Genomic DNA, 13,224 nt, shown 5'->3' on the forward strand with positions numbered 1-13,224 from the left:
TGGCGGGGTTGCGCCGTTTGGATCAAAGGCTAGGCTGCCAAGAACGGTTCAGCAGCAAAGCCGTTCCCCCTCCCAGCTTCGGCAGCGTTCGTGCGGGCCGGGTTCGACCCGCTCGCCACGTCATCTGCGAATGAAGGCGTGTATTGATGTTAGTCGTCCAGCCCCCCGCGACGGCGATCCCCGTAACGCCGTCGCCCCGCGCCCCGCGCAGCGCGTTCGACATCCAGGTGATCCGCCCGTACTTCGGCGCGGTGATGATCCGGATCCGCGGCGCCCTCGACGAAGACAGCGCGCCCCAGCTCCGCTCGGCGCTGAGCACGTGGGCGCACCGCCGGTTCCCGGTCCTGGTGCTCGACCTCTCGGAGGTCGACTTCCTCGACGGCGACGGGCTCGCCGTCCTCGGCGACATCCAGGTCCGCACCCAGCGGGAGAACGCGACGCTCCGCATCGTCACCGGCGACAACCGGATCGTCCGCCGGGCCCTCTCGGCGAGCGGCTTGGACCACGCCCTCAACGTGAGCCGGCTGCCGTCCGGGTGGGAGCGCGCGACGGAGATCCCCAGCCAGAGCTGAGTTGCCCGCGCGCGGGATCAGTGGGCGCGGCCGGCCTTCCAGTAGCCGCAGAACATGATGTCCTGCTTCGGGATCCCGGCCCGCACCCAATGGCGCCGCAGCGACACCGCGAGCGTCGACTCGCCGACCACCCACGCGTGGGCCGGTGTCGTCGGCGTGGGCAGGTCCTGGGCCGCGGCCAGCGCCGTCTGCCCGGGTGTCGCGCCGCGGGTGCGGGGCAGCCAGGTGACCTCGATCCCGGGCGGGGCGTCGAGCGGCTGCTCGTCGTCGGCGTCCGGGAGCTCGATCACCGCGTGCCCGGTCGCCGACCGCGGCAGCGAGCCGAGCACGCCCGCGATCGCCGGCAGGCCCGTTTCGTCCGCCACCAGCAGGAAGTGCGTGCGGTCGGGCGCGGGGTTGAAGCCGATGCCCTCGTCGAGGATCGCGACGGCGTCGCCGCGGGCGCACCGCTGCGCCCAGAGCGCCGCCGGGCCGGCCGTGCCGTCGGCTTCCGAACCGTGCAGCACGAAGTCGACGTCGAGCTCCGGGCCGTCCGGCCCGTCCGGGCGGAACGCGCGGACCGTGTAGTTCCGCAGCACCGGGCGGCTCGTCTTGGCGATCGTCAGGTACTTGGCGTACGCCAGCGCGTTGAGCGTCTTCGGCAGCCGCGCCAGTGAACCCTCGGCCACCGGGATGAACAGCCGGAACCACTGGTCGAACCCCATCGGCCGGAACGCGGTGACGTCGTCCTGGCCGATGGTCACCCGGGCGAAGTGCGGTGAGATCCGTTCGCGGCGCAGCACGCGGAGCGTGAGCAGTTCTGCCGACTCCGGCTTGATCCGCGTGGCCGTGAGGTTCTGCCGCGCCATCGCTCCTCCAGTTAGGTTAGGCTGCCCTTGCTTTCCGGAGTGTAGCGCACGAGGCCCTCGATCGTCTCCCGCAGCGCGTCGTCGGTCGGCGTTGGCTCGATCCCGAACGCGGCCGTGGCGGCGGCGGAGTCGAGCGCGAACGGCCGCCGCAGCTGGTACTGCACCTCGACCAGCTCCCGCGCGTCCGCGGTGAAGATCCCGGCCAGGCGCAAGACGAACCCGGGCATCGTGGTGACCCGGGCGGCGGGCGCGCCGGCCAGTTCGGCGGCGCGGGTCGCGAGCCGGCGCAACGACATCGCGGGCGCGGTCGGCACGTGCCACGCCCGGCCCCAGGCCCGCTCGTCGGCCGCGACGGCGACCAGTGTGCGGGCGACGTCGCCGACGTAGGTCCAGCTGTGCGGCGCGTCCGGGTCGGCCGGCGCCGGCGCGCGCTTGCCGGCGAGCACCTTGGGCAGCACCAGGGCGCTGAACGACGACAGCGTGCCGGCGCCGAGGTAGTCGGAGCCACGCACCTCCGCCGTGCGGATCCGGCCGGCTTCGTGTGCGGCCAGCGCGTCGGCCCACAGCCGCGCCCGCACCTCGCCCTTCACCGAGTTCGGGCGCATCGGCAGGTTTTCGGTGATCGGGCCGTCGACGGCGCCGTAGCCGTAGAGGTTGCCGGTGGTGACGAGCACCGCGCCGCTGGTCTCGGCCGCGTGCAGGAGCGCCGCGCCGAGCGGCGGCCAGTCGGTGGGCCAGCGGTGGTACGCGGGGCCCGCGCAGTTGTAGAGCGCGACTGCGCCTTCTGCGTGCCGGGCCAGGGCTTCGGCGTCGGTGGCGTCGGCGGCGACACCGTTCGGGCCGGTTCCGCGGCGGCTGAGCACGCGGACCTCTTCGCCGCGCGCGGTGAGCAACCGGGCGGTGGCCGATCCGACGGGACCGGCGCCGACGATGACGTGCAGGGACATGGGGACCACCACTTCCGGCTGGTTCGAGAACGGTGTTCTCGACTGGGAACACCGTACTGAGCAGTTCGGCGAGCCGTCAAGAACACTGTTCTCGAAGAAGTACGGGTGATCTCCGGTGTGCGACACTGGGGCCGTGTCCGCCTCGTCGTTGCGTGCCCGGGTCCGCTCGGAGATGCACCAGGAGATCAAGGAAGTCGCCCGCCGCCGCCTGGCCGAGGAGGGCGCGAACCTGTCGCTGCGCGCGGTCGCGAGGGACATGGGCATCGTGGCGTCGGCGCTGTATCGGTACTTCCCGAGCCGCGACGCGCTGCTGACGGCGTTGATCATCGACGGGTACGAGAGCCTGGGCGCCGCGGCGGTGGCCGCCGAAGCCGAAGTCGCCCGCGAAGACCTGCGTGGCCGGTGGCTCGCGGTCTGCCGTGCGGTGCGCTCCTGGGCGCTGGCTCACCCGGCCGAGTACGGCCTGCTCTACGGCAACCCGGTGCCGGGCTACGCGGCCCCGCCGGAGACGGCGGTCCCGGCGTCGGCGGTGATCCTCCTGCTGGCGGCGATCGTCGGCGAGGCCCCCGGATCCCCGGCGGGGCCTCCGCTGCCGGCTCCGGTCCGCACGGACCTGCGGCGGCTGATCGAGCAGCAGGGAGGCGACCTGCCGGAGGAGCGGCTGGACCGGGCGCTGCTCGCCTGGACGCACCTGTTCGGCCAGGTCGGCTTCGAGGTCTTCAACCGCCTGCAGGACATGATCCAGGCCCGCGCGGAGTACTTCGACCACCACATGGGGCTGGTGGCCGACCTCGCGGGCGTGCCCTGACTCGGTCCGAAAGGCGTTGGGCCGCTTCGAGGAACGAAGGCCTGCGGCAGGTTCCCGCGCATCCTCGAACTGCGGCTTCCGCCGCGGCCGGTCAGCTGCTGCGCTCCCCGCGCTCACGCATGCTCTGCAGGAACGCCAGCGGATCCTGCCCGAACCGCTCCTTCGCGCGCCCTCGGATCACCGTCGTCACTCCGGCCGCGCCCACCGTCCACACCGCGACCACCGCGACCACCGCCGGGGCCGGCAGGACCCGGTCCAGCAGCGCGAGGCACACCGTCGCCGCCAGGACCGCGACGCGGGCCACGGTGAAGTACCAGCGGCGGGAACCGACCGCGAACACCCGGGTGCCGGCCAGGTACATCGTCACGCCCACCGTCGTGAACCACATCGCCGCCCGGGGCGGGGACTCGTGCACGGACAGGTTCACCCCGCCCGCTATCAGCAGCAGCGCGAACGCCGGCATCAGGTGACCGCCCGCGTACAGCGAATACGCGAGCGCCGGGTTGCCGCCCGAGAGGTCGAGCATCCGCTCGTAGATCTCCACCGCCGAGGTGAAGTACACCCACCACAGCGCCCCCGCCAGCACCAGCCCGCCGACCAGCGCGAGCCAGTAGCCGAGGTTGTCCGACGGACGTTCGAGCGCCGCCGTGCCGACCGTGATCACCAGCTCGCCGAGCAGCAGGATCATGAAGAGCCCGAACCGCTCGGCGAGGTGGGCCGAGTCGACCTTGAGGTTCGGGTCGCGCGGCGGCGTGAACATCAGCCGCCAGCGGGCTTCCCGGGTGGGCCGCTCGCGAGGGCGGCCCCGCTCCCGGTCGCCGAGCAGCAGGAACCCGGCCTCCTGCACCAGTGCGACCACCCAGAACGCCCACGTGTGCCCGGTGAACGCCGACACGCCGAACAGGACTGCCGAGAACGTGTAGCCCCAGCTGATCCGGCTCTGGTCGAGCTCCGCCTTGGCCGGCCACCGGTGCGCGGCGGCCAGGATCAGCCGGACGCCGGCCATCGCGGCCGCGAACACCGCGGGATGACCCTCGAAGACGTGGTGCGCCTGGGTCGCCGCGATCGCGCAGGGGATCGTGCCGGCGAGCACGAACAGCCGGTCGGCGGCGCGGCTGTCGTCGCCGCGGCGGTTGTAGAGCACCGCGAAGCCGATCCACGTCCACCAGAGCGTCGCGAACAGGCCGAAGGATTGGCCGGCGCGCGCCCAGCCCGGATCCGCGACGACGCCGTGTGCCACCTGGCCCACCGCGAACACGAAGACCAGGTCGAAGTACAGCTCGACCCACCCGACCCGCTTGCCGCGGCCGGTGGTGTCGTCCACATCTGTCACGCCGAGGATTCTGCCGCCTGCTCGCCGGGCCTCCCCAGCCGGGCGTCGCGGGAATTAATAACAAACCACGGCAACAATGGCGAAATTCGCCCCGGCGGCGGGTGTGGGTAATTCTGCCGCCACTGCGATCGGTGCGGAGTTTACCGTTCGGTAGGCCCTGGAGCTGGGCTAACACCCTTGTACGATGTACAAGCTGCGACCGTCGGGGCACGATGAGTTAACCATTCGAGCGGGTTGCAAAGAATTCTTTCGCCGCGTTCCGAAACGCTGGTCCTTAGGGTTGACAAGGATGCCGAAGGTGATGTTCTCTGCTGGTCGGCTCGATCACCACAAGCGCCCGGAGGCCCGTGATCGGCCCTGGGGTATCTCGCGTCCTGTCCGAGTTCGAAGTCAGCCGGCGCGGCTGGGAATCGAGCGGTTCCGCCATGCACCAAAGAAGGTCCACGCCCCGCCGCCCGGCGGACGCCGCGTGGTGGCCGGCGCACTGGAGCGTCCGCACCAAGATCAGCGTCGTCCTCCTGCTGCCGGTCCTGGTCGCCGTGGCGCTCGCGGTGCTGCGCGTCCAGGACGAGCTCGACCAGGCCACCGCGCTCAGCGCGGCCCGCGACCGGCTGCCGGTGCTGCGGGACACCGTCGAGCTGACCTCGGCGCTGGGCCAGGAGATGGTCGCGGCCGTGGCGGTGCCGGCCGGCGCGCCGAGCACGGTGACGGCGTCGGTCGACGCCAAGGTGGCCGCGATCCAGCGTGACACCGGCTTCGCGCCGCTGGCCGCGGACACCGGCCGGGCGTTGAACACCGCGCTGGGCAAGCTCGCCGGCATCCGCGCGGCCGGGGCGGGCGGCGGCGACGTCCGCACGAAGGCCGCCGGCTACAACGACGTCATCGCCACGCTCGGCGACCTCGTGCCCGCGATCGTCTCCGCCGACGCCGGCAACGCGGAGACCACCCGGCTGCTGGTGCACCTGCGCGGCGAACTGGCCACCGAAGAGACCTACCGGCGCGCCGCGCAGAACAGCCCGGACGACGCGTCGCTGCGCCCGGCCGTCATCCAGACCACCGCCGAGCAGGAGGTCCTCGCCGAGCAAGCGGAGCACCAGCTGACCGGCGACCGGCTGGCCCGGTTCACCGCGGCGGCCGGCGGCGCCGACGGCCGGCTCGACGCCCTGCAGGAACCGGGCGGCGGCCGCCCGCTCCCGGCGCTGCTGCCCTCGGTGACCGCTGAAACCACGGGCGTGACGGGCGTGCTGAACGACGTCGCGGCCGAGCTGGCGTCGAACGTGTCGGCGGCCGCCGACGACGCCCGGTCGAACTCCCTGCGCGACACGGCGCTGGTCCTCGGCGCGTTGCTCGGCGCGCTCGCGATCGCGCTGCTGGTGGTGCGGTCGCTCGTGACGCCGGTGCGGCGGCTGCGCGCGGCCGCCCTGCACGCGGCGAACGAGCAGCTGCCCGAAACCGTCCGGCAGGTCCGGGAGGGCGAGGACGTCGACTGGCGGGCGGTGCCCGCGGTCGGCGTGCAGACCGAGGAGGAGATCGGGCAGCTGGCCCGGGCCTTCGACGACATGCACCGGCAGGCGGTCCGGCTCGCCGTCGAGCAGGCCGAGCTGCGCAAGCAGGTCAGCGAGATGTTCATGACGCTGTCGCGGCGGAGCCAGTCGCTGGTCGAGCAGCAGCTGTCGATCATCGAGGACCTCGAAGCGGGGGAGCAGAACCCGCGCCGGCTCGACGAGCTGTTCCGGATCGACCACATCGCCACCCGGCTGCGCCGCAACGGCGAGAACCTGCACGTGCTGGCGGGCGGCCGGCCGGTGCGCCACGGCCGCGAACCGGTCCCGACGCGTGACCTGCTGCGCGCGGCGACGTCGGAGGTCAAGGACTACCGGCGGGTCGCGATGGGCAACGCGCCCCGCAGCTCGGTGCAGCCCGAAGCGGCCGCGGACGTCGTGCACATCCTCGCGGAGCTGCTGGAGAACGCGACCCGGTTTTCCCCGCCGGAGCACAAGGTCGCGCTGACGGCGGACCGCGGCGCGGACGGCGGGCTGCTGATCGAGGTCGTGGACCAGGGCCTCGGCATGACACCGGCGGAGCTGGCGGCGGTCAACGAGCGGCTGGCGGCGGCGGGCACGGTCGGCCCGGAGACGACCCGCCGGATGGGCTTGTTCGTGGTGGGCCGCCTGGCGGCGCTGCACGGGGTGACGGTCCGGCTGCGCGCGACGGCGCCGGGGGTGCGGCACGCGGGTGTGACGGCGAGCGTGCACGTGCCGGGTGCGCTGGTGATCGCGGACCTGGCCCGCCCGATCGGCGCGGGCCGGCTCGCGGCGGAACCCGTCCGGCGCAACGGCCACGCGCGGCCGGTGCCGGTGGTGCCGGTGCAGGCGTCGACGCCGATCTTCGAGCAGGTGGTGACGAGCTGGTTCACCGAGCCGGCGCCGCTGCCGTCTTCGCGGCGGCCGGCGTCCGAAGTGGACTGGCCGAGCGCCGACGCCGGGGACCTGGTGGACCGGCCCGAGCTTTCCGGGGTTTCGGCCTCGGGGGACTCGAACGGTGCTGCGCAGCCCCCGATTTCCACTCTACTGGGCGGCACCGACAGTTCCGGGGCGAACGGTGCGGAATCGTCGCGGAACTCCACAGCCGCGGCCGAGCGGCCGACCCGGACCGACCTCGAGGGTGTGGCGCCGCCCCCGGTCTCCACATTACCCGGTGGCACCGACAGTTCCGGAGCCGCCGAGGTGGCGGCGTCGGGGAACGGCCTGCCGAGCTGGGACACCCCGGCCGACCGGACGCGCCAGGCCGCGGAAAGCGCTCTCAAACCCGCCGTCCAGCAGCTGACCGAGGCCGGCCTGCCCACCCGGCGGCCCGGCGCGCAGCTCGCGCCCGGTGCGGCGCTCCCGCGGGTGCGCGGGCAGAACGGCGGCTCGTTCCGGGACGCCACCGCCGTCCGCAACAGCTTGTCCCGGCACTACCAGGGCATGCGCGCGGCCCGGCAGCAGACCGCGGCCCGCACCGAAGAATCCGGAAAGGACGGAGTGGATCCCCGATGACGGAACTTCCCGACGTGCACCCCCGGCGCGCACCCGGCGCCGAACCGTCGGCCCGGACCCTCGGCGGCACCTTGGCCGCCTTCCCCGGCGCCGCCCCGCCGCCCGAGCGGACGGCGACGCTGAACTGGCTGGTCCACGGCTTCGTCCAGGACGTCTCGGGGGTCGCGCACGCGGTGCTGGTTTCCGCCGACGGGCTGCTCGTCGCCGCGGACGAAGCCCTGCCGCGGGAGCGGGCCGACCAGCTGGCGGCCATCGCCGCCGGGTTGTCCAGCCTGTCGCTGGGCACCGCGGAGCTGTTCACGGCCGGGCGCGTGGTGCAGTCGGTGATCGAGATGGAGCAGGGGTTCCTGCTGCTGATGAGCGTGGGCGACGGCTCGAACCTGGTCGTCCTCGCCTCGACCGGCTGCGACATCGGGCTGGTCGGCTACGAGATGACCATGCTCGTCGAGCGGGTGGGGCAGAAGGTCGACGTGCCCGCGCGCGAGATACCGGTGGCCCAGGACCACCGGTGATCGACGACCCGCCGCCCGGCCCGGACGGGGACGAGCCGCGCCGGAGCCCGGCGCTCGCCCGGCCCTACGCCTGGACCGAAGGCCGGACGGCGCCGGCGGTGGAGATCGCCGTCGAAGCGCTGGTCGAAACCACGGCGGCGGGCCGGGCCGAGCTGGGGTACTTCTCGTCCAGCGCGCTGGCGCAGGTCACCGAGCTGTGCCTACGGCCGCGGTCGTTGATGGAGATCGCCGCGCTGCTGGCGCTGCCGCTCGGCGTGGTCCGCGTGCTGGTGTCGGACCTGATGCAGGACCACCTGGTGATCGTCCGCGACACGCTGACGGACACCTCCAGCTGGGACGAGCGCCACGACCTGATGGAACGCGTGCTGCACGGCCTGCGAGACCTGTAGCCCCCGGGAAGGACCGCACGATGGAACACTTCGCTCTCGGGCACTGGCTGCTCGTGCTCGCTTACCTGACCTCGGTGGTCGGCTGCGCACTCGGCCTGGCCTGCGCGGTGCAGGCCCGCCACGCGGCGACCGAACGGCAGCGCGTCCGCTGGCTGGTGCTGGCGGCGGTCTCGATCGGCGGCGTCGGCATCTGGCTGATGCACTTCGTGGCGATGCTGGGCTTCAGCACCCCGGGCATGCCGGTCCGCTACGACGTCCTCCGCACGGTGCTTTCGGCGCTGCTGTCGGTGGCGGCGGTGTTCGCGGGCCTGCTGGTGGTGGGCGGCCGCGCGAAGTTCGGCTGGTGGCGGCTGGCACTGGGCGGCGTGATCACGGGCCTGGCGGTGAACGTCATGCACTACACGGGAATGTCGGCCCTGCGCGTGAAGGGCGACTTCGGCTACCAGGGCGGCTTGGTGGCCCTGTCGGTGGTGATCGCGGTGGTGGCGGCGACGGCGGCGCTGTGGTTCGCGGTGTTCCTGGACCGCCTGTCGCTGCGGTTGCTGGCGGGCTTCGTGATGGCCGCGGCGGTGACGGGCATGCACTACACGGGCATGGCGGCGGTCCGCATGAACATGGACATGAACGCCCCGGACCCGGCGGGCGTGGAGGTGTTCTCGTTCCTGTTCCCGGTGTTCGTCGTGGCGGCGATCGCGATGGCGGTCCCGCTGTGCGCGGTGCTGATGGCCCCGGCGATCGAGCCGGAGAGCGCGGCGGAGGAGCCGGCCGAACCGGTCACGGTGTGAGCTGCTCGCGAACGGCTTCGAGGTCGATCAGGGACCGGATCTCGGCGATCTTGCCGTCTCGGTAGCGGTAGAAGACGTGTTCGGCGAAGGAGATGGCCTTGCCGGTGGCGGGTATGCCGCGGAACCGGCCGACGGGGGTGCAGTCGAACCGCAGCCGGCAGGCCACCCGCTCTCCTTGGACGACGAGCAGTTCGACGACGTAGCGCAGATCGGGGATTTCGGCGACATCCCGCCGAAGCAGGTCCTGGAAGTCGGCGAGGGTCAGCGCGCGGTCGTTGTGGACCACCGGGTCGTGCACGTGGTCCGCGAGGTCCGGGAAGCGCCGCTCGTCGAGGCAAGCGAGGTAGGCGCGGTACCGCGCTTCGAGGTCAGTCATGCCGGACCGGGTCCACACCGGACTTCTCCGCCATGGGCCAGGCCCGCGAGTTCATCCTCACGCGGGCAGTTTCGCAGACGATGACGGCCCGCGGCGAACCGCGGGCCGTCACCTCACCGCCCTACAGGATGCACAGCAGCGAACACGCCTTCGCCGACGACCACCCGGTGTGCGACGGCGGCGTCCCCGGCGGCGAGTTCACCCCCACATAGCTCACCTTCGCCTGGTTGGTGATCGGGAACAGGCTCAGCAGCGCGTACGTCGAGCAGTACACCTGCTTCACCGCCCCGGGATCGAGCGCGAACGGTCCCGTCTGGCACGACGGCTCCACGCTGTCGACGACCTGACCGGACGTGATCCCCACCGGTCCGACGTTCGTCACCGTGATGCGCCAGTACGCCGTCGCGTTCAGCAGGCCCAGCAGGCCCACTCCTGCCTGCTTCGCCCACGGTCCGGCGCCTCCCGGGCCGCACTTCGAAGCCGATGACGAGGTGCAGATCTCCTTCTCCACCTTGACCTTCGGCGTGCAGCCCGCGCCCGGCGCCACCGGCAGCGTCACCGTGTTCGACGTGAACGAACCCGTCGAGTCCGTGCCGGTCGCCGTGTTCGCCACCGACGACACCGCGCAGTCCGTCGCGATCGTCGTGCGGAAGCACAGCTGGGGTGCGTCGCCCGCGTAGTCCACTACCAGCCGGCCGGCGAAACCGGCCGCCGAATGCAGGACCAGCGTTGTCGTCACCGTGATCGACGGGTGTGCCGCCACCGGGACGCCGCTGAGATCCACCGAGCCGTCCGGGGCGAAGCCCGGCGTCGGCACCGTCACGCCGTCCTGATCCACGACCGTCACCCGCGACGCCGCGAAGTCGACGTTCGCCGGGTCGACGCCCGTCAGCCGCGCCGACGTGTAGCCCTGGACGTGGGAACCGCCGTCGCAGTAGAAGTCGCCCGGCTTCAGCGTCACCTGGCCACCCGAGCGCACGCACGGCGTGGCCCCGGTCGCGGGATCCATCGAGAACAGCACGCCCGCGTCGCCCAGGCCGATCAGGCAGCCGGACGGCGGGTCGTAGGAATACCCGTAGTCCCGCGTGGCGCCGCCGTTCACCGTGGGGTGCGAGATCGGGCCCGGCAGGCCCGCGCACGCCGCCCCCGTCGTCCAGTCGTGGCACAGCGCTGCACCCGCGTAGCCACCGTTCCAGATCGGGAGGTAGCTGCGCACGTGCCCGGTGGGATCGGTGACGACCTCGGGCGGGAACGCGTACACGCCACCCGTCAGCGCGGCCGGTCCCGGTGGGGCCGCGAGCGCGGAACCGTCGAGCGCGTAGCACGTCGTGGTGTTCGTGCCGCCGGTCGTCGTCGCGCACGCGCCCACCGGGGCGCCGCTCGTGCCGAACGCCGTGTAGTCGTTGTAGTTGTAGTTGCCCGCCGGTCCGGTGGGCCGGGACGCGGCCCAGTTCGCGCAGGCCGTGGTCGTCGCCGGGTCGAAGCAGCCCAGCGACGGCTGCGCCGCGGTGCCGGGGCTCGACGTCGACGCGAACACCTTGCCCGCCACCAGGGTCACCGCGCCGTAGACGTACGGCTGGTTGGCGGCCGGCACGACCGGCGCGTACGGTTGGCCGCCGCAGGCGCTCTGCGTGGCCATGGTCCAGCACACCACGGCACCGGAGCTGACGATGCCGTACAGGTTCCCGCCGGTCGCCACGAAGCCGCCGATGCTGTTCACCGCCGGGGAACCACCGGTGGGCGACAGCGCCCAGTACCCGCAGTTGGCCGAGGCGGCCAGGTCGAGGCAGCCGACGCCGACCGAGGACGCCGTCACGGCGGGGTAGTAGACCTTCGCCGGCGCGGCCGGATCGTGCACGTACTGCGAGACCATGGGGCTGGCGATGTCGCCGGCCCCCAGGGTGCCGAGCGGGCCGGGCGCGGTGTTGAGCACCTTCGGCCACGGGCCGCCCGGGCAGCGCTGCCCGGTGGCGAGGTCGGTGCAGACGACCTTCGGCGACGTCGCGCCGAGGTGGTGGTAGATGTTCCACGCCTGCAGCGCGCCACCCGGGGTGCGGTACAGGATCGGGGAGAAGCCGTCGCCGCCGGTCGCGGTGGTCACCGCCTGCACGGGCGGGGTGAGGGCGCCGGACAGCGACGTCGCGTCGGGCCCCGCGTCCGGGTTGCTCGCCCGCACGGCGGTGACGCCGGACGCGGGTTCGGTGCCGGTGAAGGTGCTGCCGTCGGTGGACCAGGACGGCGTCCAGCCGGGCGGCGCGTGCAGCGAGCCGGACTGGAACGCCTGTCCCGCGCCGACGGCGTCGGTGATGGTGGCCGCGCCGGACCCGGTGGCCTGGTCGTCGTAGCCGATGACCCAGTTCGCGGTGGCCCCGTGGTCGGCGGGGGATCCGGTGCCCTGCACCGACTTGGTCAGGCCTGAGGCGGCGGCGGCCGCGGCGGTCGCGGGCAGCGCGACGCCGGAGGCCGCGACGAGCACCAGGGGCAGGACTGCTCCCAGCATGCGTCTTCGCATGAATGGTCCTCGATTCTTTTCCAAGGGAGTTCCAGGAATGCTTTCCTGGCCGAAGGAAAAGCCTAGGCGCGGCCGGGAGCGCGGTGAAAGTGCTCTCACCCGGGCGCCAGAAAGGCGAAGCCAACAGCGCAGTTCGTTATCGTCACGCGATCATCCGCGCCCGTTGTGAAGAGGCGTTTCGGGCACGTGGATCACCCGGATGTCGCTACCGGATCACTCGATCGGGTAACGAGTGGACGCTAAAAAGCCGCCGTTCCGGAAGGTTGTGAAGATTTATTTTCCGGATGCGCGACGAGGAGTTTCACCCCGATTCGGCGTCGAACCGGAGCCGGGAGGTGATCCGGTACCGGTCGCCCCGGTAGAACGACCGCGTCAGCTCCACCACCTGCCCCGTCGTGTCGCGGGTCAGGCGCTCGATGTGCAGGATCGGTGCGTACACCGCGATCTCCAGCAGCTCGGCCTGCTCCGGGTTCGTCACCGACGGCTCGATCGTCTGCACCGCGTCCTGCACCACGAGCCCGAACCGCTCGCGCAGCAGGCGGTAGAAGTTGCCCGACTCCAGGTCCGCCGGCGACAGGCCAGGGACCAGGGCGGCCGGCAGCGCCAGCCGTTCGATGGCGATCGGCTCGTCGTCGACGTGGCGGACCCGGGTGACCCGCAGCACCGGCGTCCCCGGCTCGCGTTCCAGCTCGGCCGCCAGTGCGCGGGGCGCGGGGGAGACCGCGAACGCCACCACCCGGCTCGTCCAGTGCCCCTCCGCCGGCGGGACCGCGAGCCCGGTCGCGAGCTCTTGGGTCACCTTCTGCGGGCTCGTGAACGTCCCCCGGCCGCGCTGGCGCACCAGCAGCCCGGTGCGGGTCAGCTCGTCGATCGCCGCCCGGACGGTCGGGCGGGACACGCCCAGCTCCGCGGCCAGATCGCGTTCCGAGGCCAGCCCGGTGCCGGGCCCGGCGTTCTCGATCACCTTCAGCAGGTGCCGCCGGACGCGGTCGCGCTTCACCGTGGGCGGGCGGTCCGCCGGCTCGCCACCTTCTTTTCGGGGGTTCCGGGTGGCGGAGCCCCCGGCCTGGGGCGAAGCCCCGGATGGCCCAGCTTCTTTTCGGG

Annotated in this window: 12 protein-coding genes; 6 read left to right on the forward strand and 6 right to left on the reverse strand. The window is 72.6% G+C overall.

What is annotated here, in order from left to right; genetic code table 11:
- Nucleotides 1-146 precede the first annotated feature (146 nt).
- On the forward strand, nt 147-572 hold the full coding sequence (locus M8542_RS18875) for an STAS domain-containing protein (RefSeq protein ID WP_257921510.1): 426 nt from the start codon (nt 147-149) through the stop codon (nt 570-572).
- 17 nt (nt 573-589) lie between these two features.
- Here M8542_RS18875 and M8542_RS18880 read toward each other — a convergent pair whose 3' ends face one another.
- Nucleotides 590-1,420, reverse strand: a complete 831-nt coding sequence (locus tag M8542_RS18880) for a siderophore-interacting protein (protein ID WP_257921511.1) — start codon at nt 1,418-1,420, stop codon at nt 590-592.
- 11 nt (nt 1,421-1,431) lie between these two features.
- Nucleotides 1,432-2,367: an NAD-dependent epimerase/dehydratase family protein gene (locus M8542_RS18885; protein WP_257921512.1), complete on the reverse strand. Its 936-nt coding sequence runs from the start codon at nt 2,365-2,367 to the stop codon at nt 1,432-1,434.
- Nucleotides 2,368-2,500: 133 nt separating this feature from the next.
- Here M8542_RS18885 and M8542_RS18890 point away from each other — a divergent pair, with 133 nt between their 5' ends.
- Nucleotides 2,501-3,175, forward strand: a complete 675-nt coding sequence (locus M8542_RS18890) for a TetR/AcrR family transcriptional regulator (protein ID WP_257921513.1) — start codon at nt 2,501-2,503, stop codon at nt 3,173-3,175.
- Nucleotides 3,176-3,266: 91 nt separating this feature from the next.
- Here the strand turns inward: M8542_RS18890 and M8542_RS18895 are convergent, their stop codons facing one another.
- Nucleotides 3,267-4,508 carry a low temperature requirement protein A gene (locus M8542_RS18895; RefSeq protein ID WP_257921514.1) on the reverse strand — a complete coding sequence of 414 codons (1,242 nt, stop codon included), beginning with the start codon at nt 4,506-4,508 and terminating at the stop codon, nt 3,267-3,269.
- A 425-nt stretch (nt 4,509-4,933) separates the two neighbouring features.
- Here M8542_RS18895 and M8542_RS18900 point away from each other — a divergent pair, with 425 nt between their 5' ends.
- The 4 genes from M8542_RS18900 to M8542_RS18915 are packed head-to-tail and all read left to right on the forward strand — an operon-like array spanning nt 4,934 to nt 9,232.
- Nucleotides 4,934-7,546: a sensor histidine kinase gene (locus M8542_RS18900; RefSeq protein ID WP_257921515.1), complete on the forward strand. Its 2,613-nt coding sequence runs from the start codon at nt 4,934-4,936 to the stop codon at nt 7,544-7,546.
- Complete coding sequence (locus tag M8542_RS18905) at nt 7,543-8,058, forward strand: roadblock/LC7 domain-containing protein (protein WP_257921516.1); 516 nt, start codon at nt 7,543-7,545, stop codon at nt 8,056-8,058. The genes M8542_RS18900 and M8542_RS18905 overlap by 4 nt, the downstream gene beginning before the upstream one ends.
- Nucleotides 8,055-8,447 (forward strand): DUF742 domain-containing protein, encoded by a 393-nt coding sequence (locus M8542_RS18910; protein WP_257921517.1) that lies wholly within the window; start codon nt 8,055-8,057, stop codon nt 8,445-8,447. The genes M8542_RS18905 and M8542_RS18910 overlap by 4 nt, the downstream gene beginning before the upstream one ends.
- A gap of 20 nt (nt 8,448-8,467) precedes the next feature.
- The gene (locus M8542_RS18915) at nt 8,468-9,232 is read left to right on the forward strand and encodes an MHYT domain-containing protein (protein WP_257921518.1); all 765 of its coding nucleotides are present in this window, start codon (nt 8,468-8,470) and stop codon (nt 9,230-9,232) included.
- Here M8542_RS18915 and M8542_RS18920 read toward each other — a convergent pair.
- From M8542_RS18920 to M8542_RS18930, 3 genes are all read right to left on the reverse strand, one after another.
- Nucleotides 9,222-9,608, reverse strand: a complete 387-nt coding sequence (locus tag M8542_RS18920; protein WP_257921519.1) for an ester cyclase — start codon at nt 9,606-9,608, stop codon at nt 9,222-9,224. The genes M8542_RS18915 and M8542_RS18920 overlap by 11 nt on opposite strands.
- A 121-nt stretch (nt 9,609-9,729) precedes the next feature.
- The gene (locus tag M8542_RS18925) at nt 9,730-12,120 is read right to left on the reverse strand and encodes a DUF7617 domain-containing protein (RefSeq protein ID WP_257921520.1); all 2,391 of its coding nucleotides are present in this window, start codon (nt 12,118-12,120) and stop codon (nt 9,730-9,732) included.
- Nucleotides 12,121-12,421: 301 nt separating this feature from the next.
- Complete coding sequence (locus M8542_RS18930; protein WP_257921521.1) at nt 12,422-13,120, reverse strand: GntR family transcriptional regulator; 699 nt, start codon at nt 13,118-13,120, stop codon at nt 12,422-12,424.
- Between the last annotated feature and the right edge of the window lie 104 nt (nt 13,121-13,224).

This window comes from Amycolatopsis iheyensis (assembly GCF_024703995.1).
GTDB classification, from domain to species: Bacteria; Actinomycetota; Actinomycetes; order Mycobacteriales; family Pseudonocardiaceae; genus Amycolatopsis; species Amycolatopsis iheyensis.

Bases quoted from the DNA above. Each gene is read 5' to 3' on its own strand.
- M8542_RS18875 (WP_257921510.1), top strand. From the start codon at position 147: ATGTTAGTCGTCCAGCCCCCCGCGACGGCGATCCCCGTAACGCCGTCG.
- M8542_RS18880 (WP_257921511.1), bottom strand. From the start codon at position 1,420: ATGGCGCGGCAGAACCTCACGGCCACGCGGATCAAGCCGGAGTCGGCA.
- M8542_RS18885 (WP_257921512.1), bottom strand. From the start codon at position 2,367: ATGTCCCTGCACGTCATCGTCGGCGCCGGTCCCGTCGGATCGGCCACC.
- M8542_RS18900 (WP_257921515.1), top strand. From the start codon at position 4,934: ATGCACCAAAGAAGGTCCACGCCCCGCCGCCCGGCGGACGCCGCGTGG.
- M8542_RS18905 (WP_257921516.1), top strand. From the start codon at position 7,543: ATGACGGAACTTCCCGACGTGCACCCCCGGCGCGCACCCGGCGCCGAA.
- M8542_RS18915 (WP_257921518.1), top strand. From the start codon at position 8,468: ATGGAACACTTCGCTCTCGGGCACTGGCTGCTCGTGCTCGCTTACCTG.
- M8542_RS18920 (WP_257921519.1), bottom strand. From the start codon at position 9,608: ATGACTGACCTCGAAGCGCGGTACCGCGCCTACCTCGCTTGCCTCGAC.
- M8542_RS18925 (WP_257921520.1), bottom strand. From the start codon at position 12,120: ATGCGAAGACGCATGCTGGGAGCAGTCCTGCCCCTGGTGCTCGTCGCG.